Below are 22,335 nucleotides of genomic sequence, written 5' to 3' on the forward strand. Positions count from 1 at the left end.
AAGTGCTAGCGTCCAGCCATGAGTGCTCCCCTGAGCGGACGGAAGGCGCAGGCCGCCCGCAACGACGAGGTGATCCTTGCCGCGGCGCGCGCCGTCTTCATGCGCACGCCTGACGCCCCGATCGCTGCGGTCGCGCAGGAGGCCGGCGTCGGGGTCAGCGCCCTCTACCGGCGGTACTCCGGCAAGGAGGACCTGCTGATCACCCTCTGCGCCGACGGGTTGCACCGCTTCATCGCCGTCGCCGAGCGTGCCGCGCAGCTGCCCGACCCGTGGGACTCCTTCGCGGCGTTCGTCGGCGGCGTCATCGAGGAGGACACCCACTCGCTGACCGTCCACCTCGCCGGGAGGTTCACGCCGACGCCCGAGCTGGGTGACCTCTCGCAGCACGCGAGCAGCCTCGGGAACGCGATCTTCGACCGGGCGACCGCCGCGGGTGTTCTCCGTGACGACCTCGTGAGAGAGGACGTCGCGATGATCTTCGAGCAGGTCACCGCTGTGCGGGTCGACGACCCCGAGCGCACCCGGGTCCTGCGGGCGCGGTACCTCGCGCTGCTGCTCGACGCCGTCCGCATCGACGCGCGGACCGGCACCCTGCCCGGACCCGGTCCCACCGGTGCCGAGCTCGGTGCGAGGTGGACCCCGCGCTGAGCGGTGGGTGTCGGAGCCTCTCGCTACGGTCGACGTGCCGCACCGTTGCCTCGTGAGGAGTCCCGCATGGACGAGTTCGACTGGTCGATCCTGGGCGTGGCGACGCCCCGCGCGGTCGTCCGCGGACAGCTCGAGTACTCCTGGTGGGAGCTCGGGCAGCGGCTCGAGACCCTCACACAGGACGAGTTCGCGTGGGAGCCCGGGCCCGGAGCCCTCAGCGTCCGCCGCCGGGACGACTCCACCGCGCCGCGGAGGTTCGGCGTCGGCGAGTGGGTGGTCGAGTGGCCCGAGTCGGGGGTGAACCACCCTGGACCCCGGACGGTCGCGTGGCTGGTCGCGCACCTGACCGACGTGCTCACCGAGCGCTACGACTGGACCTTCGGCGACCACGAGGCCCGCCGTCCCACGCTCACCTACTCCGGCGAGGTCGGTCCGGCCGTCGCCGGACTGACACGCGTGGTCGACCTGTGGCGTGCGGGGATCGCGCAGATGTCCGACGATGACATCTTCACGGTCGGGTTCAGCCAGGCCACCGAGATCGACCAGCAGGCGCCGTTCGCGCACCTCGTGGCGCACATCAACCGGGAGATCATCCACCACGGCTCGGAGATCAACACGTTGACGGACCTGCACCGCGCGCGAGGAGGCGCCCATGTCTGAGAATCACGTCGCGCGGGCGACGGTCGAGATCCCCGCTTCTGCCGAGAAGGTCTGGGACACGCTCGTGGACCCGGAGTCCACCTGGATGCTAGGTGCGCGTGTGACCAGCACGTACGTCGTCGGCGTACCCATCACGTTCGAGGGCCAGTGGGACGGCAAGCCGTTTCAGGACCACGGCGAGATCCTCGAGGTCGACCGCCCGCAGCGCCTGCGCTACACCCACTTCTCTCCGCTCAGCGGCCGGCCGGACGTGCCCGAGAACTACCACCTGCTCACGTTCACCTTCGAGGAGCACGACGGGTCGACGGACGTGACCCTGGAGCAGGACGGCAACGGGTCCGCGGAGGAGGCGGCGCACGCGACGGCGAACTGGGAGCAGGTGCTCGGGGCGCTGCGGGATGCGGTCGCTCGGGATGCGAGCACCGGTTCATCGTCGTAGCGTCGAGTTGTTGCCAACCCGAGAGGAGTGATTCTGATGGGTCTCGACGACAAGATCAGCAACGCTGCGGAAGAAGCCAAGGGCAAGGTCAAGGAAACGGCCGGCAAGGCGACTGACGACGAGCGTCTCGAAGCAGAAGGCAAGGCAGATCAGGCCAGCGCGAACGTGAAGCAGGCCGGCGAGAACGTCAAGGACGCGTTCAAGTGATCTGAGTTCGGCACATCATGGCGAGGGCCTCCACCGATGGTGGGGGCCCTCGTCGCGTCCCGGCAGGGCGACGCGCCGACCGAGGGCGCAACATCCAGCAACACTCATTGCGCAATGACTATTGCGCAACGAGTGTTGCGAGTCCTACTCTCGACGCATGAGCACCAGTGAGGTCGGCGACACCCGCCCGAGCCCGAGCGACCCGGAGCGCATGCGAGCGCTCGCGCACCCGCTGCGGCTCGCCCTCCTGGAGTTCCTGGACGACGTCGGCGAGGCGACCGCGACGCAGTGCGCCAAGCACACGGGCGAGTCGGTGGCCAACTGCTCCTTCCACCTGCGCCTCCTCGCCCGCTACGGCTTCATCGAGCCGGCGGAGCAGCGCGGCCGCGAGCGTCCCTGGCGGAGTGCCGAGCGCACGTACTTCGAGCCCGACCCGTCCGTGCCCGGTTCGGTCCGCGCGGTCGTCGAGCTGGCCGAGGTGACGGTGCGCCAGAAGGCCGAGGGGTTCATCGGCTTCCTCCGGCAGCGGGCCGACCGCGCCGAGGAGCTCGCGGGAACCCCGCTGCCGGTCTCGATGACCAAGGACACGTTCTGGGCCACGCCGGCCGAGACCGAGGTGCTGATGCAGTCGGTGAACGCCCTGCTCGCTCCGTACATCCATCGCGTCCGGGACGCGGCTGACCGCCCGGCGGGCGCGCGCCTGATGCGCTGGTTCGCCACCAGTCATCCCGATCTCGCCTTCCCTCCCGCACCAGGTTCGGAGGCGTCCGACGCCCCCGACGCGGCGACCGAGCCGCCCGAGCCGTCCCCGCCCGAGAAGGAGGCGTGACATGGTCGCGCTCACGTACGACGTGCGCACGGTGCGCATCCCCGTCCCCCGGATCGTCTTCCGCATGCGCGCGCCACGTCGCCCTGCTCGACCCGCCAGGCCTGCACTTCGGGCACCCGAGCCGTGGCAGCGCGCCGAGCGCGCAGCCTCCGAGCGGCGCCGCGACGCCCATCGCGACGCGGCGCTCGCTGTCCACCGCTGACCGACCGCGCCCGCTCCGGGCGACCGTCGGCGACGACGGCGGAGTGGTGAACCGCTAGGCGTGGCGGGCGTCGGCACCTCGGCAAACTTCCTGGTCACGGCCGGATCCACCGGCCGAGGATCCCTCGAGCCCGACGGTCGTCACTCACCCGTCCGGGTGAAATGGACGTATGTCCGAATTTGCTCGGTTGACACGCTTCCGCGCTCTCTCATGTTGCTCTAATGTCTGAGTTTGTCAGCGATAACGGCAAACCCTCTGCAAGGAGGGGACGCAAAGCCACGGGACCTACACGGTCAGCCGGGCTACCGAACAGACAGGACATGTCATGGACCAGCGTGGGTACTCAGCAGACCCGTCCGAGACTTCCACCCCGGTTCTCCCGGCTCTCCGCGTCACGGCGTGGGCCGGGCTCGCTGCCCGTCGCAGCGCGATCGAGCTGGTGCCGGCGCAGCGTGAGCACGCGGCGGCCTGAACGACCACCCACCGGGATATCCCTCAGATCTTCTCTCAGAACCCCTCGGACCCGACGGTCCGAGGGGTTTTGTGACGTTGCAGGTCACACCTACCTGGCGCTCGCAATTGTGGCGAACTGTCGGTTAGCCTCGGGCGCAGCAGGCTGGCCAGTAGAGGCCGGCCGCCGTTGAGAGAAGGTCGCATGGACAGCTTTGCACAGTGGTTCTGGCTGCTGATCTGGTGGTTCTTGTTCTTTGCTTACCTCGTCATCCTCTTCCAGATCATCGGGGACCTCTTCCGCGACCGCGACCTCAGCGGTTGGTGGAAGGCGCTGTGGATCATCGGCTTGATCGCCGTGCCGTTCCTCGTCGCCCTGATCTACATCATCGCCCGTGGCAGGGGGATGGCCGAGCGGCAGCTGGAGGCAGTCCAGCAGGCCAAGGCCGACACGGACAGCTACATCCGTGAGGTGGCGGCGGGCAAGTCGCCCGCGGAGCACATCACCGAGGCGAAGGCGCTCCTGGACGCCGGCACGATCGACGCGAACGAGTTCGCCCAGCTGAAGGCCAAGGCGCTCGCCTGACCGAGATCGACCCCGTAGGACCAGCACGACCCTCCGGGCCGGCACCGCACAGGTGCCGGCCCGGAGGTGCGTCTACAGCTCCCCGGTCCTCTGCAGGTACCGCATGGCTGCCCACCCGAGCGGGATGCGCAGCCAGTAGGTGGCCACGCGGAAGAGCACCGCGATCGACGTGGCGATACCGGCGTTGATGCCGGTGGCGGTGGTGAGCGCGGTGGCGAGTGCCAGCTCGATGGTCCCCATCCCGCCGGGGGTCGGGACCAGGGCGCCGGCGGTGTTGCCGGCGAGGTACACGAGCGCCACCTGGATCAGGCTGGCCTCCTGCCCGAATGCGGCCAGGCAGGCGTCGAACGCGAAGATGAAGCCGAGCGTCATCAGCAGGTTCCCGCTGACGGCCAGTGCGAGGCGCCACGGCTGACCGAGCACCTCGATGAGCCGGGGCCAGGTCTGCCGCAGGGTCGGCATGGTCTTGGCGAGCACCCACTGGCGCACCTTGGGTACCAGCAGGCCGGAGGCGACGAGCGCGGCGACGATCCCGATGGCGAACAGCACGCCCGGGGAGATCGGCAGGGGCGACTCGTCGGAGCCGGACGCGATGCTGAGCACCAGGAGCAGCCCGAGGGTCACCACGAACTGGCTGACCTGGACCAGGGCGACGGTCGCTGCGGCGAGGGTCGTCGACACGCCGCGGCGGGTGAGCATCCGCAGGTTCAGCGCGGCGGGGCCGATACCGGCCGGGGCGGCGAGCCCCACGAACGTCGCGGCGGTCTGCACCAGCGTGGCGCGCCAGAAGGGCAGCTTGACCGGGGAGAACGCCACGAACGCCAGGGCGGCACCGAACAGCGTGACGAGGCCGAGCGCGAACGCGACCACCGTCCAGCGCCAGTCGCCCGCGGAGAGTGCGGACGTGATCTCCTCGACGTTGATGCTCGTGATGACGAAGACGATCGCGATGATCGGCACGACGATCGTCAGGACCATGCGGGCGCCGAACCGGACCAGCTGCTGCGGCTCCACGTCGGCCTCGGGCAGGTGGGCGACGAGCGCCGACCGCAGCTCGGTCAGCACCTTCTTGTTGGCGCGGATCTCGTCGCGTGTGAGGCGCGGCAGCGTGATCATCTGCAGCAGCGGCCCGATCGCGGCGATGTGCTCGTCGGGCAGGACGGCGGCCGCCGAGTCGAGGGCGCGCGTGGCGCCGACCCGCAGCGCGAGCACCGCCAGGAGCTGGGTGACGTCGATCCGCCTCGCCAGCTCCGACGACGCGACGTCGCCCTGCTCCCAGCTGGTCAGCCAGACGATCGGGCGACCGACGACCATCTCCACGAGCAGCACGTCGCTGGTCAGGGACCGGTGCGCGATGCCGGCGTCGTGCGCGAGCTGGAGCTGGGCCCAGATCTCCTGGAGCACCTCGTCGGTGAGCAGCTCGGCATCGAGGTCGCTCAGCGGCACCGCGCGGTCGGGCCGTTCCTGCACGAGCAGCATCGAGTCGTCGGCCTCGGCGATGCTCAGGAGCCTGGGCGTGCGGACACCGGCGGCGCGGGCGGCGTAGGCCAGCAGCGCGGCGCGCTCGGCGGCCTGGCGCAGCGACACGACCGACCGACGCTCGATCCCGCGCATCCGCAGGGACCGCCACAGCCGGTTGAGCATGCCGACCACCTGCCGGTCGCCGTCGATGACGACGAGGTCGAGCTCCTCGCGGTCGCGCGTGGTCAGCTCGTAGAGGCGGTGGTGGGTGGACCGGGTCAGCGCCCGCGCGGCCTGGTCGCCGTCCAGCTCGGGCGCTCCCGGCGCCGCGGACGCGGTGGTCTCGTCGGCCACCCGCAGCAGCCGCACGGGTTCGAAGCCGGCACGCCGGACGCCCGCGACGAGGCTGTCCCCGTAGGCCCGTTCGGACAGCACGCCCGACATGTACCGCACCCCGAGCCCGGTGACGCGACCGATCAGGAACGAGACGACGAGCCCGGGCAACGAGACGCCGGCGGTGATGAGCAGCACGCCGATCGCCACCCACAGCAGGTTCCACGACCACTTGACGGTCCGGCGGCGCCCGCGCGGACCCACGACGGTGAGCAGGCCGACCAGCAGCGCGACGTACCCGGGGAGCGTCACCACCCACTCGCCCTGGTCCCGGATGGACATCCCGATGACGAGCTCCTCGGAGCCGAAGCGCTCGATGGCCCCCAGGGCGGCCTCGTTGAGCGCGAACGCCACGAGTGCCGCGAGCAGGCCCTCGACCAGCTGCCGCCCCAGCCGCCGGAACGCGAGCTCGGTGATGACTGCGAGGGGGACGGCGAGGATGACGAACACCTCGAGGCCGCGCCGGGGGACGAAGAGGATGCGGTTGAGCAGGGTGGCGAAGCCCTGCACGTCCTCGGCCACGCCCGACGTCGTGTTGTGCGCGTACGTGGCCAGGACCAGGACCAGCCCGATACCCAGGGCGGACAGCACGGTGCCCAGCAGGTCGCTCGGGTGGCGGACGCGGACGACCGGGACGTCGACGATCTCCACGTCCGCCGGGCGTGCGTCCGCGGCGGGTGCGGCGTCGTCGACGGGCGCGGGGACGTCGGTCGCGGTGCCCGCGCCGACGCCCGCGCGACTGGTGGGCGTCGCGGACATACGGGCGAGTCTAGGCAGCCCTGCCTCCCGCGTCCGTCAGGCCGGGCGTGCGCCGTCGTTCTGCGGTGTGACCTGCCCGGACGCGGTTTCGCGCGAGTCGGGACGCCTCGTCCGTGTCCTCCCACTAGCGTGGCGCCCGACGACTGTCCCGCTCACGTGGAACCGACTCCCTGTGGAGGCCCCGATGTCCGACGACCTGACCACCGCCGACGTCTCGTCCGCGCTGCGTCGCACCTGGTGGCTCCCGGTCCTGCGCGGGGTGGTGCTGCTGGTCCTGGGCCTGCTGATGCTCGTGCAGCCGCTCTGGTCCGTGACGGCCCTCGTCTGGATCTTCGGCATCTTCGCGATCCTGGACGGCATGGTCACCATCTTTCATTGGTTCGCGAACCGCCAGGAGGCCGGCGCGGGGTGGTTCCTGCTGTCCGGGCTCTTCAGCCTCGCGCTCGGCATCGTGGTCGTGGTCTGGACCCCCGAGACGGCCGCGATCCTCTTCTACCTGATCGCCGGGTGGGTGCTCGTCCTCGGGGTGCTCGGGATCATCGCCTCGGTGGTGCTCTACCGGGCACGCGACGCCGGCTGGTACTGGGTGCTGACCTTCGGGCTGGTGAACTTCCTGTTCGGCCTGCTGCTGCTGACTCACCCGCAGGAGTCCGTGACGGTGGTCGTCGTGCTGCTGGGGCTCTTCGCGTTCGTCGGGGGCGTCGTCCTGATCGTCAGTGGGTTCGCGTCGAAGCAGGTGGTCCAGGAGCTGGGCACCGGCTCGGCGACGGTCTGACCTCGGTCAGTTCAGCCCGAGCGCCGCGATCCATGCGGCGGGGATCAGCGCGTAGCCGACGAACACGACCATGTCCATGATCGTGTGCGCCATCACGAGCGGCATCACCCGCCGCTTGCGGCGGTAGTACTCGGCGAACAGCAGGCCCATGATCGCGTTCCCGACGAACGCGCCCCAGCCCTGGTACAGGTGGTAGGAGCCGCGCACGAGCGCGCTGGTGACGACGATCGCGGGTGCGTTCCAGCGCAGCTCGCGCAGCCGCTCCATGAGGTAGCCGACGACGATGACCTCCTCGAGCAGCGCGTTCTGCAGCGCGGCGAGGAGCAGGACGGGGACGGTCCACCAGGCGGCGTTCAGCGCGGAGGCCTGCACCTCGACGGCGAGCCCGAGGGTCCGCGCGACCGCGTAGAGACCGAGCCCGGGGATGCCGATGACCGCGGCCAGGCCGGCGCCGACCGCCAGGTCCCGCCAGGGCCGGGTGAAGTCCAGCCCGATCCGGCGGACGGCCGACTTCCCGTTGGCGGACAGCAGGTAGAGCGCCAGCGCGACGGGCACCAGCGCGAAGCCGACCTGGAGCAGCTGGTACGTCAGGTCGAGCCACGGGCGTGGGGACCGGCTGGGGTTGAGCGTGGTCGTCTGCTCCGCCAGCGGGGGTCCGGCAGTGAGCCGGTCGATGATGTTGACCACCGCGTACAGCCCGGACTTGCCCAGCGACAGGCCGAGGACGATCCAGATCTCGGTGGTGATCCGGCGGCGGTACGCGCGCTGGCTCGGGGGTGGTGCGACGCCGACGGCTGTGTCCACGGCTCGGTCACCGGCTGAGGGACCCTCCGGGCGCGCGTCGGCAGGCGGCGGCGCTGTCATGCCCGAAGCGTAGGCCCGGTCTCTGGGCGCCACCTGGATGCCGCCTGGGCAAGAAAGGGGTTGCCAGTGCGAGTAGCACAAACTAGTTTGTGGTACAAACCTTTGGAGGGACGATGGCGACCGATGAACCGCGCGACGTGACGTCCCGCACCGACGACGCGGCGCCGGACCTGGCCGAGGCGCTCGCGATCATCGCCGCGCAACGCTCCCGCGCCGACGACACCCGTCCGTCGGGCACGCTGCTGTTCGGGATCTGGGGCGTCGCCTGGCTCGTCGGCTACGGCGCGCTGTGGCTGACTGCCCGCGACGGCGGCACGCCGTCGGTGCTCGCCGCCGCGATCGCGATCGGCGGCGGCATCGCCGCGGTCGCCGTCACGATCGTGCACACCACGCACCGCACCCGGGGCATCGCAGGCGCCAGTGCGCGGCAGGGCCTCCTGTACGGCCTGGCGTGGCCGATCGGGTTCGTGGCCCAGAGCATGATCGTCGCGGGCCTCGGGCACGCAGGAGCGTCGAACGAGGTGACTGCTCTGGCGGCCAACGCGATCGCGGCACTCGTGGTCGGACTGCTGTACATCGCCGGCGGGATGATGCTGAACCTGACCTCCATGTACGTGATCGGCGGCTGGATGGCGCTGACCGGCGCTGCGGCGGCCCTCGCGGGGGTGCCCGGCTCCTACCTGGTGATGGCGCTCGCCGGCGGCGGGGGGATGCTCGTGGGGGCTCTGGTCGAGAGCGTCCGGGCTCGTGGCTGACGTCGAGCTGGACCCCGTCATCCACGCGCAGGCGCGGCTGCGCGTCGTCGCCACGCTGGCGTCCCTGGGCGCCCACGACCGCATCGCGTTCCCGCGGCTGCAGAAGCTGCTCGACATGACCGCGGGCAACCTCTCCACCCATCTGCGCCGACTCGAGGAGGCGGACTACGTGCTGATCACGAAGACCCATGAAGGCCGGACCCCGGCCACGTACGTGGAGCTCACGCTGGCCGGACGGCTGGCGTTCCGGACGTATACCCAGTCACTGCGCGCGCTGCTGGGTGACGCGTCATGAACGCGGTCGTGGAGCTCACGGGCGTGACCCGCACGTTCGGGGCGGTCACCGCGCTGGACGACGTCTCGCTGAGCGTCGGCGAGGGCCAGCTGGTCGGGCTGCTGGGCCCCAACGGTGCGGGCAAGACGACTCTGCTCAGCCTGGTCAGTGGGCTGCGCCGCGCCGACTCCGGCACGGTCCGGCTGTTCGGTGGGGACCCGCGCGACGCGTCGTCGCGGATCGCGCTCGGCACCACCCCGCAGGAGACCGGCCTGCCGCCGACGCTGACGGTCGGGGAGGTGGTGGACCTCGTCGCGAAGCACTACCCGGCTCCCATGACCCGGGGGGAGGCGCTGGCGCGCTTCGGGCTCGAGGACCTGGTCGCGCGCCAGACGGGCGGGCTCTCCGGTGGGCAGAAGCGGCGCCTCGCGGTCGCGCTCGCGCTCGTCGGCCGGCCGCGGCTGGTGCTGCTAGACGAGCCGACCACGGGGCTCGACGTCGAGGCGCGGCACATCCTGTGGCAGGCGCTGCGCGACTATCACGACGACGGGGCGACCGTGCTGCTGACCAGCCACTACCTGGAGGAGATCGAGGCGCTGGCCGAGCGGGTGGTGGTCATCGGCGGCGGTCGCGTGCTGGCCGACGACACCCTGGCGTCGGTGCTCGGTCTCGTCGCGCTGCGCCGGGTGGTCCTGTCGCTGCCGCCTGGGCGGACCGTCGACCTCGCGCGGCTGCCGGGTGCCACCAGCGCGCAGCAGGCTCCGGACGGGCGCTGGACGGTCCTCGCCAACGATGCGGACCGGCTGGTGCGCGCGCTCGTCGCGCAGGACGTGCCGTTCCACGACTTGGAGCTGCGCGGGGCCTCTCTGGAAGAGGCGTTCCTGACGCTGACGCAGAACGAGGAGGCCGTCCGATGAGCACCACGACCCTGAGCCCGCGACCGTTCTGGGCACTGGCCGTCGTGCACGCGAAGTTCCAGTTCCTGGAGACCGTGCGCATCCCCATCGCGGTGATCGGCAACCTGTTGTTCCCGTCGCTGGCGCTGCTGTTCTTCGTCATCCCGCAGCGCGCCGTGGCCGACGACCCCCTGATCGCCACCGCGGCGGTCGCACAGCTCGGCGTCTTCGCGGTGATGTCGACGTGCCTGTTCTCGTTCGGCGTGGGCGTCTCCGAGGACCGCGCGATGCCGTTCGACCCCTTCCTGCGCACCCTGCCCGCCGGCGCCGGTCCGCGGCTCATGGGTCGGGTGCTGAACGGGGTGCTCTGGTCGTACCTCGCCCTGGTGCCACTGGTGCTGCTGGGCGCGCTCCTGACGGCGGCGACCGTGACGCCCACCCAGGCGCTGGCTGCGATCGTCATGGTGCCCGCGGTCGCGGTGCCGTTCCTCCTGCTCGGGTTGGCGATCGGGTACCGGCTCAGCTCGAAGGCCGCGATCGCCGTGGTGCAGGCGACCCTGTTCCCGCTCGCGTTCGCCGGCGGGCTGTTCATGCCGCCCGAGGCGTTCCCGGCCTGGCTCGACGCGATCAGCAAGGTGCTGCCGTCGCGCGCGGCCCGCGACCTGGCGGTCCAGGCGGTGACGGGCTACCCCGCGTACAGCTACGCGCTGCTGGTGCTCCTGACTTGGACAGCGGTGTTCGCAGCGATGGCGGTCACGGCCTACCGCCGCGACGAGGGCCGCCGCTTCCACTGACGTCTGGTGGATCGGGCGGGTATGCCGCCCGATCCACCAGGGTCGTCACTCGAACCGGCGCAGGCGCAGCGAGTTGCCGACCACCAGGACCGACGAGAGGGCCATCGCGGCGCCCGCGATCATCGGGTTGAGCAGCCCGAGGGCCGCCAGCGGGATCGCGGCGACGTTGTAGGCGAACGCCCAGAACAGGTTCTGCTTGATCACCCGCAGCGTCCGGCGGGACAGTCGGATCGCGTCGCCGGCGGACCGCAGGTCGCCGCGCACCAGCGTGATGTCCGACGCCTCGATGGCGACGTCCGTGCCGGTGCCCATGGCCAGACCGAGGTCCGCGGTGGCCAGGGCCGCCGCGTCGTTGACCCCGTCGCCGACCATCGCGACGCGTGCACCGTCCGCCTGGAGACGGGCGACGACAGCGACCTTGTCGGCGGGCAGGACGTGGGCGACGACGTCGTCCTCGGAGATACCGACCTCGCGCGCGGCTGCTCGGGCGGCACCGGCGTTGTCCCCGGTCAGCAGGACCGGGCGCAGTCCCAGCGCACGCAGCTCGGCGATCGCCTGCGCGGACGTCGGCTTCACCGGGTCGCGCAGCACCAGCACGCCGCGGGGCGAGCCGTCCCACGCCACCATGACGGCGGTCGCGCCGTCGGCTTCGGCCGCTTCTAGGGCGTCCTGGAACGCCGTGGGGTCGATGCCCTGGTCGCGCAGCCAGGCGGGCTTGCCGACGAGGACGCGGCGACCCAGCCCGACGCCCGAGTGTGCTGTGCGGACGACGCCGGAGACGCCGTGCCCCGCCTCGGCGCGGAAGTCGTGCACCTGGTCGGCGCCGATGACGACTCCGTCGGCGCCGGTCCGACCGACGCTCTCGTGCGGATCGACGACCGCGGCCGCGATGGCCCGGCCGATCGGGTGCTCGGCGAGCTGCTCGACGGCTGCGGCGTACCGGAGCACCTCGGCCTCGCCGACGACCTCGACCAGCGCCATCCGCCCCTCGGTCACCGTGCCGGTCTTGTCCAGCACGACGGTGTCGATGGTGCGGGTCTGCTCGAGGATCTCCGGACCCTTGATGAGGATGCCGCGCTGCGCGCCGCGGCCCGTGCCGACCAGCAGCGCTGTCGGAGTCGCCAGCCCGAGGGCGCACGGGCACGCGATGATCAGCACGGCGACCGCCGCGGTGAACGCCGCCTGCGCGCCGGCGCCGCTGAGCAGCCAGACGGTGAGGGTGCCCAGCGCGAGGACGAGGACGACCGGCACGAAGACCGCGGAGATGCGGTCGGCCAGCCGCTGCACAGGAGCCTTGCCCGTCTGGGCGGTGGCGACGAGCCGGCCGATCTGCGCCAGCCGGGTGTCCGCGCCGACCCGGGTCGCACGCACGACGAGTGCACCGGAGGTGTTGATGGTCGCGCCGGTGACGTCGTCGCCCGGACCCACGTCGACGGGCACGGGCTCGCCCGTGAGCAGCGAGGCATCCAGGGCGGACGTGCCGCTGACCACGACGCCGTCGGTGGCCACCTTCTCGCCGGGCCGGACGACGAACTGGTCACCGACCACCAGGCGGTCGACGGGCACGCGGTGCTCGGTGCCGTCGACCAGCAGCGCCACGTCCTTGGCGCCCAGGTCGAGCAGCGTGCGCAGGGCGTCGCCGGCCCGTCGGCGGGACCGGTGCTCGGCGTACCGGCCGGCCAGCAGGAACGTGGTGACGACGGCGGCGACCTCGAAGTAGAGCTCGGGAATCTCCATCCCCGTCTCTGCACGGGGCCACAAGGACGGCGTCATGTTCAGCCCGAGCTCGCCCGCACCGCCGAAGAGCAGCGCCCACAGCGACCAGCCGGTCGCCGCGATGATGCCGATGGAAACCAGGGTGTCCATGGTCGAGGCGCCGTGCCGGGCGGCCCGGAACGCGGCCCGGTGGAACGGCCAGGCGGCCCAGGTGACCACGGGCAGTGCCAGCGCGGTCACCACCCACTGCCAGCCGGTGAACTGGAGCGCGGGGATCATCGACAGCAGCAGGACGGGGACCGTGAGGACGCTCGCGACCCGCAGGCGGCGGCGCAGCTCGGTGCCGCGCGCGTCGGTCGGGGCGGACGTGTCCTCGTCCGGGTCCATGTCGTGGCCGGGTGCCATGGCGTGACCGGAGAGGGCGTGCTCGAACGGGTCCATGTCCTCGTGGTGCATGAACTCCGCGGACGAGCCGTGGTGCTCGTGCGGTGCCGGTGGTGTCGCCGGGGCGTGCCGCGCGCCGACGACGGTGGCGTCGTAGCCGGCGGACCGGACGGCTGCGACGAGCGCGTCGGTGTCCACCGGTCCGTCCACGGTCACGCGGGCCGACTCCAGCGGGAGGTTCACCGTCGCCTCGACCCCGGGCAGGCGGTTCAGCTTCTTCTCGACGCGCGCGACGCACGAGGCGCACGTCATGCCCTCGATCGCGAGGTCGACGGTCCGGTCGGTCTCTGTCACAGCAAGGACCTCCGCGGGGTGACGGCGTATCCCGCCTCGACGACGGCCTCGGAGACGGCGTTGTCGGGAAGCGGCGCGTCGGAGACGACCGAGACGGACGACGACCCGCCGACGACCAGCTGGATCGCGACGTCCTGGACGCCGGGCAGGGCGGTCAGCTCGGAGGTGACCGCGGAGACGCAGTGGCCGCAGGTCATGCCGTCGACGCCGAACGTGGTGGTGTGGGTCATGGTGTGCTCCTTGGGGTTTCTCAGCTGCGGACGAGGCGGGCGATGGCGTCGGAGGCCTCCTTGACCTTCGCCGCTCCCTCCTCGGGGGACTGGCGGGCGGCGTCGACGACGCAGTGTGCGAGGTGGTCCTCGACCAGGCCGATGCTCACGGCCTGCAGCGCCTTCGTGACGGCGGCGACCTGCGTGAGGATGTCGATGCAGTACACGTCCTCGTCGACCATCCGGGCGATGCCGCGCACCTGGCCCTCGACGCGCCGCAGTCGCTTGAGGTAGTCGTCCTTGGCGTCGTTGTAGCCGTGCATGGGGCCCTCGTTCCGGGTCGGTCGAGTGGGTCTCTATGCACAACATCATACCCCTAGGGGGTATTCCCGGCCGCCGTCGGCGGCGCTACACGGCACAATCGACGGCATGCGGGTCTCGGCGAAGGCGGACTATGCGGTGCGGGCGTGCGCCGAGCTGGCGGCGTCCCCTCACGGGGACCCCGTGCGGGCGGACGACCTGGCGGTAGGGCAGCAGCTCCCCGTCGCGTTCCTGGAGCGGATCCTGGGCGACCTGCGGCGCGGCGGCGTGGTCACCAGCGTCCGTGGCCGGTCCGGCGGCTACCGGCTGGCGCGGCCGGCGGGCGAGATCACGCTGGCGGACGTGATCCGGGCCGTCGACGGGCCGCTGGTGACCGTCCGCGACGAGCGGCCGACCGCGCTGGAGTACGGGGGGTCGGCGCAGGCGCTGCTCGAGGTCTGGGTCGCGCTGCGCGTGAGCGTCCGTGACGTGCTCGACCAGGTGACGCTCGCGAGCCTGGTCTCCGGGGAGCTCCCGCCGCACGTCCACGAGCTCGGCGCTCGCGAGGATGCCTGGCTCAACCCGTAGCTGTCCACCATCCGACTGTCCATCTCACGTGGTGACACGGGACTACCGAGAGACCAAGACGGTCGGGATTATCGGGTGTTCGTTCCCCGTCTCCGAGGTGGTTCCTGTGCCCGCGTTGCTCCTGCTCGCCGTCGTCGGGTTCGCCGCCCAGCTGGTCGACGGCGCCCTCGGCATGGCGTACGGCGTCACGTCGACCACCCTGCTGCTGGCCATCGGAACCAACCCCGCGGCGGCGTCGGCCACGATCCACCTCAGCGAGATCGGCACCACGCTGGTGTCGGGCTTCTCCCACTGGCGGTTCGGGAACGTCGACTGGAAGGTCGTCCTGCGCATCGGCGTCCCCGGCGCGATCGGCGCGTTCGTCGGCGCCACCGTCCTGTCCCACCTCGCCACCGACACGGCCAAGCCCGTGATGTCGACGATCCTGCTCGCGCTCGGCGTCTACATCCTGATCCGGTTCACGCTGTTCGGTCTGCGCAAGGACCGCCTCGGCCTCCCTCTGCGCAAGCGGTTCCTCGCGCCCCTCGGCCTGTTCGCCGGCTTCGTCGACGCGACCGGCGGCGGCGGCTGGGGTCCCGTCGGGACGCCGGCCCTGCTCGCCTCGGGCCGGATCGAGCCCCGCAAGGTCATCGGCTCCATCGACACGTCCGAGTTCCTCGTGGCCCTCGCCGCCAGCCTCGGCTTCCTGTTCGCCCTCGGCTCCCAGGGCGTGAACCCGGTCTGGGTGGCCGCCCTCCTCATCGGCGGCGTGCTTGCGGCGCCCCTCGCCGCGTGGCTCGTCCGCAAGATCCCGGCCCGGATCCTCGGCTCGGCGGTCGGTGGCCTGATCGTCCTCACCAACGTCCGCACCCTCATCCGCGGCGAGTGGGTCGGCCTCGCCGACACCCCGGCCGAAGGCCTCATCCTCGGCGCGATCGCGATCGTCTGGGCCGGGGCCATCGCCTGGTCGGTCAGGGCGTACCGCAACGAGCTGGCCCTGGAGGCCGCGACGGTGACGGCGGACGACGAGGCCCTGCTGGACGTCGAGACGGTCGGCGCCGCCCGACCGGCCAGCTGACCCCCGCTCGACGACGAAGGGACCCGCCGCGGGGCAGGTCCCTTCGTGGTTGTCGGGCGTCAGGCGGTCGGTGCCGTGGCCCGTGCGGCGGCGCGGACGGCGGCCGGGAGGGCGGAGACGATCCGGTCGACCGCCGCGTCGTCGTGCGCAGCAGAGACGAACCAGGCCTCGAACGGCGAGGGCGGTGCGTACACGCCGGACTCGAGCAGCGAGCTGAAGAACGGGGCGTAGCGCCACGACTCGGTGGCGAGGACGGCCGCGTAGTCCCGGGCACCGTGCGCGGCGGCGTCGGCACCGAAGAACGTGCTGAACAGGTTGCCGGCCCACTGGACGGCGTGCGGCTGCCCCTGTGCCGACAGCGCGGCCGTGAGCTCACCGCGCAGCTGGGCGGAGACGGCGTCGACCCGCTCGTAGACCGACGCGTCAGCGAGGCGCAGCGTCGCCAGGCCGGCCGCGGTCGCCACCGGGTTCCCCGACAGGGTGCCCGCCTGGTAGACGGGGCCCGTGGGCGCCAGCAGGTCCATGACGTCCCGGCGCCCGCCGACCGCGGCGACCGGCAGGCCACCGCCGATGACCTTGCCGAACGTGTGCAGATCGGCCGCCCAGCCCTCGCGCAGGCCCTCGAGCCCCCACCAGCCGGAGTACCCGACGCGGAAGCCCGTGAGGACCTCGTCCTGGATGAGGAGCGCACCGTGCGCGAGCGTGAGGCGTCGCAGCGTGGCGTTGAACCCGGGCAGCGGGGGGACGACCCCCATGTTCGCGGGTGCGGCCTCCGTGATGACGGCGGCGATCCGGTCGCCGTGCTCACGGAACACGGTCTCGATCGCCTCGACGTCGTTGTAGGCGACGACGACCGTCTCGCCGGTGACCGCGGCGGAGACGCCGGCCGAGTCGGGCAGACCGAGCGTCGCGACGCCGGACCCGGCCGAGGCCAGCAGGGCGTCGACGTGCCCGTGGTAGCAGCCGGCGAACTTCACGATCAGGTCGCGGCCGGTGAACGCTCGCGCTAGGCGCAGCGCCGTCATCGTCGCCTCGGTGCCCGTGGAGACGAGCCGGACCTTCTCGGCCGGGGGGACCCGCGAACGGATCTCGTCGACGAGCTCGGTCTCGGTGACCGTCGGGGCACCGAAGCTCAGGCCACGACCGGCCGCCTCGCGGACCGCCTCGACGACCTCGGGGTGCGCGTGGCCGAGCAGTGCCGGGCCCCAGGAGCCGACGAGGTCGACGTACTCGTTGCCGTCGACGTCGGTGACGTAGGCACCCTGCGCGCTGGCGAGGAACCGCGGGGTCCCGCCCACGTTGCCGAACGCGCGCACCGGCGAGTTGACGCCGCCGGGGATGACGGCCTGCGCGCGGGCAAAAGCAGCGGCACTTGTCGTCGATGTCGAGGTGGTGACGCTCATCGGATCTCCTCTGCCAGCCAACGGGCCAGCTCTGTCGCAGAGTATGTGAGGACGTGATCGGCACCGGCGCGGCGGATGCTGAGCACGGACTCCAGGATCGCCCGTCTGCGCTCGATCCAGCCTCGTGCAGCGGCGGCCTCGATCATGGCGTACTCACCCGAGACCTGGTACGCGGCGACCGGAACCGTGGACATCGCGGCCACGTCGGCGAGGATGTCCAGGTAGGCGAGGGCCGGCTTGACCATGACGATGTCGGCGCCCTCGGCGAGGTCGATGGCCACCTCACGCACGGCCTCCCGACGGTTCGCGGGGTCCATCTGGTACGTGCGCCGGTCGCCCTCGAGCTGGGACTCGACGGCATCCCGGAAGGGTCCGTAGAACGCGGAGGCGTACTTCGCGGCGTAGGCCAGCACGGCGACGTCGTCGCGACCTGCGGCGTCAAGGGCGTCCCGGACGTACCCGACCTGGCCGTCCATCATCCCGCTGAGCCCCACGACGTGGGCCCCGGCCGACGCCTGTGCCAGGGCCATCTCCGCGTACCGGACCAGGGTCGCGTCGTTGTCGACGGCCCCGCCGGGCGTCAGGACGCCGCAGTGCCCGTGGTCGGTGAACTCGTCGAGGCACAGGTCGGCCTGCACGACGAGCGCGTCACCCACCTCGGCGACCGTGTCCGCGATCGCGAGGTTGAGGATCCCGTCCGGGTCGGTCGCCTGCGAGCCGACGGCGTCCCGCACGGTGGGGATCGCGAAGAGCATGACGCCCCCGAGGCCCGCCCCCGCCGCCTCGGCGACGGCCTTCCGCAGCGAGTCGCGGGTGTGCTGGTGGACGCCGGGCATGGAGCTGATCTCGCGCGGCTCCGTCAGGCCCTCCTTGACGAACACGGGGAGCACCAGCTGCGCGGGGTCGAGCCGCGTCTCGGCGGTCAGCCGGCGCAGCGCCGGGGTGGCGCGCAGCCGGCGCGGGCGGACGCGTCGAGCGTCGGTCATCAGAGCTCCTCGGGGCTGGGGAGGGGGCCGGGCAGGACGGTGGTGACCGCACGCGTGAGGGCGTCGACCATGCCGAGCATCGTCTGCTCGGTGGCGACGCCCGCCAGGGGCAGGCCCAGGCGCGCGGCCTCGGCGGCGGTGGAGGGGCCGATGCCGATCATCAGCGTGGTCGTCGGCGGCGTCCCCAGCCGCGCCGCCAGCTCCCGCACGGTGCTCGCCGACGTGAGCAGGGCCGCGCGGATGGTGCCGTCGGTCCACGCCTCGCGCACCTCGACGGGCGGCGGGGCGGCCGGCACGGTCCGGTACGCGACGACGTCGGTGACGTCCCAGCCGAGGTTCCGCAGGCCGTCGGTGATCGTGGCCGCGGCCAGGTCGCCGCGGGGGAACAGCACCCGGGCCGGTTCGGTGAGCGGGGGCCACGCCTCGACCAGCCCACGCGAGGTCGACCGACCGAGCGGCAGCAGGTCCGGCTCGATGCCGACCTCCCGCAGCGCCCGGGCGGTGCCGGGCCCGACGGCGGCGACGCGCACCTGGCCGTCGGCGAGCAGCTGCGTCAGGCTGCCGGCGCTCTCCTGAGCGCGGTCCACGAGCACCGGGACGGTGGCCGCGCTGGTCACGACGAGCCACCCGAACCAGCCGGACTCGAGGGCGAGCAGCGCGTCGTCCAGCTCGGTGGGGTCCTCGGGCGGCACGGTCTCGATGAGCGGCACGACAACGGCCTCGGCGCCGACCGCCGCGAGGGCGACGACCGCGGGACTGTGGCCGCCCGTCGGTCGGGGCACCAGGACCCTCCACCCGGACAGCGGGAGCACAGGCGTCGCGGTCATCGGGCGGCGCCCAGGGCCGCGAGGTCGGCGGCGCCGGCGTCGAGGAGGATCTCCGCGAGCCGGGTGCCGAGCGCACGTGCGTCGGCGGCGCTGTCGGCGCCCAGCGTCGCCGTCAGGCCGTGGCGCAGCGTCGCGCCGCCGTCCGGGCGGACGATCACGGCGTCGAGGAGCAGGGTCCGACCGTCGTCGGCGAGGCATCCCGTGGCGCCGATCGGGGCCGCGCATCCTGCTTCGAGACGGCTGAGCAGGGCGCGCTCGGCGAGGACCGCGAGGTGCGTGGGGCGGTGGTCGAGCGCGCGCAGGGCCCGCGCGAGCGGCTCGTCGGGGTCGAGCCCGCTCCGGACCTCGACGGCGAGCGCGCCCTGGCCGGGCGCGGGCGACATGACGTCGGGACCGAACGCCTCGGTGACGGCGTCGAGCCGCCCGAGCCTGGCCAGGCCTGCGCGGGCGAGCACGACGCCGTCCAGGTCGCCCGGCCCGGAGGTCGACCCGGCGACGCGGCCGAGCCGGGTGTCGACGTTGCCGCGGATGTCGACCACGACGAGGTCGGGGCGGGTGGCGAGGAGCTGGGCCGCGCGGCGGGGGGAGCCGGTACCGACGCGGGCGCCCGCGGGGAGCATCGCGAGGGTCAGCCCGTCCCGGGCGCACAGGGCGTCGGCGGGGTCCTCGCGCGGGGGGACGGCCCCGAGCACGAGCCCGTCGGGGTCCTGCGTCGGCAGGTCCTTCAGGGAGTGCACCGCGACGTCGCAGCGGCCGTCCAGGAGCGCGTCGCGCAGCGCGGCGACGAAGACCCCGGTGCCACCCAGGCTCTGCAGGGAACCGGTCAGGCGATCGCCCTCCGTGCGGACGTGCACGGTCTCGAGGGTGAGGTCGCCGCGGCCGAGGGCGGCGAGGGCGTCGACCACGTGACCGGTCTGCGTGAGCGCGAGGGCGCTCGCCCGGGTCCCGACGCGCACGTGCTGGAGCATGCGGTCAGTGTCCCTCTCGGCGGCGGGGATGTCGAAGCGCGGGAAATCCCTGAACTCTCGTGACCGGGTCGTGACACGTTGTCAGAAAATGCCTCAGGAAATGTGACCCACGACATTCTTCCGCCGCTTGCCGACGCGTTGTCAGAAAGTGACGAAGGAATTCCGCTCAGATCACTGACCGAGCCGCCGCCCGGGCGTCCGGGACCACCGAGGCCAACCCGTTGCCGGCCACCCACGCGCCGCACACGGCGATCCCCGCCAGCGGCTCGACCGCGGCCCGCACGTCGGCCACCACGCGCGCGTGCGCGGCGCTCGGCCGGGGCAGCGCCTGCGTCCACCGGACGACCGCGTGCCCCTCGAGCTGCCCGCGCGACAGCGGGGTGCCCAGCAGGACCGACGCGTCGCGCAGGGCCACGTCCACGTCGGGCTGCACGTCCTCGCCCGCCCGCCCGTACGACAGCCGCACCACGTGCCGGCCCGGCCCCGCGGCCTGCGCGAGCCACGCCCACTTGGCGGTGGCGTGCGTGAGGGCCTTGGCGGTGACGTCGTCGGCCTCGCGCGCGACGAGCACGCCGGTGCCGCGGGGGGGCGTGTCGAGCGCTGGGGCGTCCAGCACGAGGGTCACCAGCGTGACCTGCGCGCCCGGGTCCGGGCGGCCGACGGTCAGCCCCAGCAGGTCGACGGCCGACGGGGTGGCCAGCACCCACCGGTCGGCGGGCTCGTCGGCCAGGGAGGTCACGGTCACCCCCGTGCGGACGGTCCCGCCGTGCGCCTCGACGTCAGCCACCAGGGCGTCGACGAGCACGTGCATGCCGCCCGCGATCCCCTGCACGGCCGACCCCGCCGGAGCCGCCGCCCGCAGGCTCCGGACCGCCCGTGCCAGCGAGCCCCGCTCCCGGCGGAGCGCGTCGGGCAGGCCCGGCGCGACGGCACCGACCGCGAGGTCGTCGGGATCCGCGGCATGCACCCCACCCACCACCGGCCGCACCAGCCGGTCCAGCACGCGGGAGCCCATGCGGCGGCGGACGAGGTCGCCGAGCGACGTCGCCCCGGTGGCCGGGAGCACCAGGTCCAGGCTCGCGCGCACCGTCCCGACGAACCCGAGCGTCCGGCGCGCGGCCCACGGGTCCACGGGGATGCCCAGCAGGCCCGTGCGCGGCAGGGGGCCGTCGCCGTGCGGCAGGTGCACCCAGGCGCCCAGCGGCTCCGGCGTCCGGATGCGGTCCGCGAGCCCCAGGTCGTCCAGCAGCGCGGCCACCGTGCCGCCGCGCGTGGCGTAGGACTCCGCCCCCGCGTCGAGCCGCAGCCCCGCGACCGTGTGCCCGGCGACCGCCCCGCCGAGGGTGTCGCGCTCCTCCAGCACGAGGGTCCGCAGGCCCTCGTGGGCCAGCTCGCGCGCGGCGACGAGCCCCGCGATCCCGCCGCCGACGACGACCGCGTCCCAGGTCATCGTCAGATCTCGTGGACCAGCTGGGCCACGCGCGTGAGCACGGTCGGGTCGGTCTCCGGGGGGACGCCGTGCCCGAGGTTCACCACGTGCCCGGGGGCGACCGAGCCACGGGCGACGACGTCGCGGACGTGCGCCTCGAGCACCGGCCACGGGGCGGCCAGCAGCGCCGGATCGATGTTGCCCTGCAGCGGGGTGCTGCCGCCCAGCCGACGGTTCGCCTCGTCCAGCGGCAGCCGGTAGTCGACGCCGACGACGTCCGCGCCGACGTCGCGCATGGCGACGAGCAGCTCGCTGGTGCCGGTGCCGAAGTGGACCTTCTTGACGTCCAGGTCGGCGACGTGCGTCAGCGCCCGGGCCGACGCAGGAGCGACGTGCGCGGTGTAGTCGGACAGGCTCAGCGAGCCCGCCCACGAGTCGAAGAGCTGCGTGGCGCTGGCACCGGCCAGGACCTGCGCGCGCAGGAACGCGCCCGTCACGTCCGCCGCCCACTGCGTCAGAGCCGCCCACGTCTCCGGGTCGGCATGCATGAGGGTGCGGGCGGCCAGGTGGTCGCGCGACGGGCCACCCTCCACCAGGTACGCGGCGAGCGTGAAGGGCGCGCCCGCGAAGCCGATCAGGGGCGTCCCGCCGAGAGCGTCGACTGTCAGAGCGACTCCGTCCGAGACCGGCTGCAGCGCATCGGGCGTCAGCGGGCCGAGGTCGCGCAGCCGGGCGACGTCGTCGGCGGTGCGGATCGCGGAGCCCATCACCGGGCCGACGCCGGGCTTGATCTCCACGTCGACGCCCGCGAGCTTGAGCGGCACCACGATGTCGGAGAAGAAGATCGCCGCGTCCACGTCGTGCCGGCGCACCGGCTGCAGGGTGATCTCGCTGGCCAGCGCCGGGTCCAGGCAGGCGTCGAGCATCGCGGTGCCGCCGCGTGCCTCGCGGTACTCGGGCAGCGACCTCCCGGCCTGCCGCATGAACCACACGGGCCGTCGCGACGGGGCCTCGCCGGAATACGCACGGACCAGCGAAGAATTCTTCGTGCGGCCGTCGACGAGGGGGTGCGAGGAAGGAAGGTTCACGTCGCCGATTGTGCCGGACAAATGTCGAGATGAT

Annotated in this window: 26 protein-coding genes and 1 riboswitch; of the genes, 15 read left to right on the top strand and 11 right to left on the bottom strand. The window is 72.7% G+C overall.

What is annotated here, in order from left to right; translation table 11 throughout:
* Positions 1-18: 18 nt before the first annotated feature.
* The 8 genes from ASG23_RS11985 to ASG23_RS12015 all read left to right on the top strand — a co-directional run bounded on the left by ASG23_RS11985 (position 19) and on the right by ASG23_RS12015 (position 4,021).
* The gene (locus tag ASG23_RS11985; protein ID WP_056025069.1) at positions 19-648 is read left to right on the top strand and encodes a TetR/AcrR family transcriptional regulator; all 630 of its coding nucleotides are present in this window, start codon (positions 19-21) and stop codon (positions 646-648) included.
* A 66-nt stretch (positions 649-714) separates the two neighbouring features.
* A complete protein-coding gene (locus tag ASG23_RS11990; RefSeq protein WP_056025074.1) occupies positions 715-1,308 on the top strand; it encodes a DinB family protein in 594 nt (197 codons plus the stop codon).
* Entirely contained in the window at positions 1,301-1,747 is a 447-nt protein-coding gene (locus ASG23_RS11995; RefSeq protein WP_056025077.1) for an SRPBCC family protein, read from the top strand. Before ASG23_RS11990 ends, ASG23_RS11995 begins: the two co-directional genes overlap by 8 nt.
* A 36-nt stretch (positions 1,748-1,783) precedes the next feature.
* Entirely contained in the window at positions 1,784-1,954 is a 171-nt protein-coding gene (locus ASG23_RS12000) for a CsbD family protein (protein WP_056025080.1), read from the top strand.
* Positions 1,955-2,111: 157 nt separating this feature from the next.
* Positions 2,112-2,783, top strand: coding sequence for an ArsR/SmtB family transcription factor (locus ASG23_RS12005; protein ID WP_056025083.1), 672 nt, complete (start codon positions 2,112-2,114; stop codon positions 2,781-2,783).
* A gap of 1 nt (position 2,784) precedes the next feature.
* A complete protein-coding gene (locus ASG23_RS12010; RefSeq protein WP_056025086.1) occupies positions 2,785-2,985 on the top strand; it encodes a hypothetical protein in 201 nt (66 codons plus the stop codon).
* Between the two features lie 235 nt (positions 2,986-3,220).
* A riboswitch (cyclic di-GMP riboswitch) is annotated at positions 3,221-3,295 on the top strand.
* Between the two features lie 15 nt (positions 3,296-3,310).
* Complete coding sequence (locus ASG23_RS19910; RefSeq protein ID WP_157465633.1) at positions 3,311-3,457, top strand: hypothetical protein; 147 nt, start codon at positions 3,311-3,313, stop codon at positions 3,455-3,457.
* A 183-nt stretch (positions 3,458-3,640) separates the two neighbouring features.
* Entirely contained in the window at positions 3,641-4,021 is a 381-nt protein-coding gene (locus tag ASG23_RS12015) for a hypothetical protein (RefSeq protein ID WP_056025089.1), read from the top strand.
* A 72-nt stretch (positions 4,022-4,093) separates the two neighbouring features.
* On the opposite strand, the gene ASG23_RS12020 is transcribed toward ASG23_RS12015, so the two are convergent.
* Positions 4,094-6,634 carry a lysylphosphatidylglycerol synthase transmembrane domain-containing protein gene (locus tag ASG23_RS12020; protein WP_056025092.1) on the bottom strand — a complete coding sequence of 847 codons (2,541 nt, stop codon included), beginning with the start codon at positions 6,632-6,634 and terminating at the stop codon, positions 4,094-4,096.
* Between the two features lie 184 nt (positions 6,635-6,818).
* Here ASG23_RS12020 and ASG23_RS12025 point away from each other — a divergent pair, with 184 nt between their 5' ends.
* On the top strand, positions 6,819-7,409 hold the full coding sequence (locus ASG23_RS12025) for an HdeD family acid-resistance protein (protein WP_056026225.1): 591 nt from the start codon (positions 6,819-6,821) through the stop codon (positions 7,407-7,409).
* Between the two features lie 6 nt (positions 7,410-7,415).
* Here ASG23_RS12025 and ASG23_RS12030 read toward each other — a convergent pair whose 3' ends face one another.
* Entirely contained in the window at positions 7,416-8,273 is an 858-nt protein-coding gene (locus ASG23_RS12030; RefSeq protein WP_082516139.1) for a CPBP family intramembrane glutamic endopeptidase, read from the bottom strand.
* Between the two features lie 113 nt (positions 8,274-8,386).
* Between ASG23_RS12030 and ASG23_RS12035 the strand changes: the two genes are divergently transcribed.
* The 4 genes from ASG23_RS12035 to ASG23_RS12050 are packed head-to-tail and all read left to right on the top strand — an operon-like array spanning position 8,387 to position 10,992.
* Positions 8,387-9,028: a hypothetical protein gene (locus ASG23_RS12035; RefSeq protein WP_235521048.1), complete on the top strand. Its 642-nt coding sequence runs from the start codon at positions 8,387-8,389 to the stop codon at positions 9,026-9,028.
* On the top strand, positions 9,021-9,323 hold the full coding sequence (locus ASG23_RS12040; protein WP_056025097.1) for a transcriptional regulator: 303 nt from the start codon (positions 9,021-9,023) through the stop codon (positions 9,321-9,323). The genes ASG23_RS12035 and ASG23_RS12040 overlap by 8 nt, the downstream gene beginning before the upstream one ends.
* Positions 9,320-10,219, top strand: coding sequence for an ABC transporter ATP-binding protein (locus tag ASG23_RS12045; RefSeq protein ID WP_056025100.1), 900 nt, complete (start codon positions 9,320-9,322; stop codon positions 10,217-10,219). The genes ASG23_RS12040 and ASG23_RS12045 overlap by 4 nt, the downstream gene beginning before the upstream one ends.
* On the top strand, positions 10,216-10,992 hold the full coding sequence (locus ASG23_RS12050; RefSeq protein ID WP_056025102.1) for an ABC transporter permease: 777 nt from the start codon (positions 10,216-10,218) through the stop codon (positions 10,990-10,992). The genes ASG23_RS12045 and ASG23_RS12050 overlap by 4 nt, the downstream gene beginning before the upstream one ends.
* Before the next feature lie 45 nt (positions 10,993-11,037).
* On the opposite strand, the gene ASG23_RS12055 is transcribed toward ASG23_RS12050, so the two are convergent.
* From ASG23_RS12055 to ASG23_RS12065, 3 genes are read right to left on the bottom strand one after another with little or no spacing between them, the layout of a single operon-like run.
* Entirely contained in the window at positions 11,038-13,404 is a 2,367-nt protein-coding gene (locus ASG23_RS12055; protein WP_082516224.1) for a heavy metal translocating P-type ATPase, read from the bottom strand.
* 38 nt (positions 13,405-13,442) lie between these two features.
* Positions 13,443-13,676, bottom strand: coding sequence for a heavy-metal-associated domain-containing protein (locus ASG23_RS12060; RefSeq protein ID WP_056025107.1), 234 nt, complete (start codon positions 13,674-13,676; stop codon positions 13,443-13,445).
* Positions 13,677-13,696: 20 nt separating this feature from the next.
* Complete coding sequence (locus ASG23_RS12065; protein ID WP_056025110.1) at positions 13,697-13,978, bottom strand: metal-sensitive transcriptional regulator; 282 nt, start codon at positions 13,976-13,978, stop codon at positions 13,697-13,699.
* 106 nt (positions 13,979-14,084) lie between these two features.
* Here ASG23_RS12065 and ASG23_RS12070 point away from each other — a divergent pair, with 106 nt between their 5' ends.
* Both ASG23_RS12070 and ASG23_RS12075 read left to right on the top strand, forming a co-directional pair.
* Entirely contained in the window at positions 14,085-14,543 is a 459-nt protein-coding gene (locus tag ASG23_RS12070) for an RrF2 family transcriptional regulator (protein WP_056025113.1), read from the top strand.
* A gap of 106 nt (positions 14,544-14,649) precedes the next feature.
* Positions 14,650-15,600 carry a sulfite exporter TauE/SafE family protein gene (locus ASG23_RS12075; RefSeq protein WP_056025117.1) on the top strand — a complete coding sequence of 317 codons (951 nt, stop codon included), beginning with the start codon at positions 14,650-14,652 and terminating at the stop codon, positions 15,598-15,600.
* Positions 15,601-15,659: 59 nt separating this feature from the next.
* Here the strand turns inward: ASG23_RS12075 and hemL are convergent, their stop codons facing one another.
* From hemL to hemE, 6 genes are all read right to left on the bottom strand, one after another.
* Positions 15,660-17,003 (bottom strand): glutamate-1-semialdehyde 2,1-aminomutase, encoded by a 1,344-nt coding sequence (hemL, locus tag ASG23_RS12080; RefSeq protein WP_056025119.1) that lies wholly within the window; start codon positions 17,001-17,003, stop codon positions 15,660-15,662.
* Positions 17,000-17,989, bottom strand: a complete 990-nt coding sequence (gene hemB / locus ASG23_RS12085) for a porphobilinogen synthase (protein WP_056025122.1) — start codon at positions 17,987-17,989, stop codon at positions 17,000-17,002. The genes hemL and hemB overlap by 4 nt, the downstream gene beginning before the upstream one ends.
* Complete coding sequence (locus ASG23_RS12090) at positions 17,989-18,771, bottom strand: uroporphyrinogen-III synthase (protein ID WP_162242691.1); 783 nt, start codon at positions 18,769-18,771, stop codon at positions 17,989-17,991. Before ASG23_RS12090 ends, hemB begins: the two co-directional genes overlap by 1 nt.
* A gap of 41 nt (positions 18,772-18,812) precedes the next feature.
* Positions 18,813-19,784, bottom strand: coding sequence for a hydroxymethylbilane synthase (gene hemC, locus ASG23_RS12095; protein WP_056025128.1), 972 nt, complete (start codon positions 19,782-19,784; stop codon positions 18,813-18,815).
* A gap of 166 nt (positions 19,785-19,950) precedes the next feature.
* Positions 19,951-21,234 (bottom strand): protoporphyrinogen/coproporphyrinogen oxidase, encoded by a 1,284-nt coding sequence (locus ASG23_RS12100; RefSeq protein WP_056025131.1) that lies wholly within the window; start codon positions 21,232-21,234, stop codon positions 19,951-19,953.
* A gap of 2 nt (positions 21,235-21,236) precedes the next feature.
* The gene (hemE, locus tag ASG23_RS12105) at positions 21,237-22,301 is read right to left on the bottom strand and encodes a uroporphyrinogen decarboxylase (protein ID WP_056025134.1); all 1,065 of its coding nucleotides are present in this window, start codon (positions 22,299-22,301) and stop codon (positions 21,237-21,239) included.
* Positions 22,302-22,335: the final 34 nt, after the last annotated feature.

Source organism: Cellulomonas sp. Leaf395 (assembly GCF_001424125.1).
In the GTDB taxonomy this organism is placed as follows: Bacteria; Actinomycetota; Actinomycetes; order Actinomycetales; family Cellulomonadaceae; genus Cellulomonas.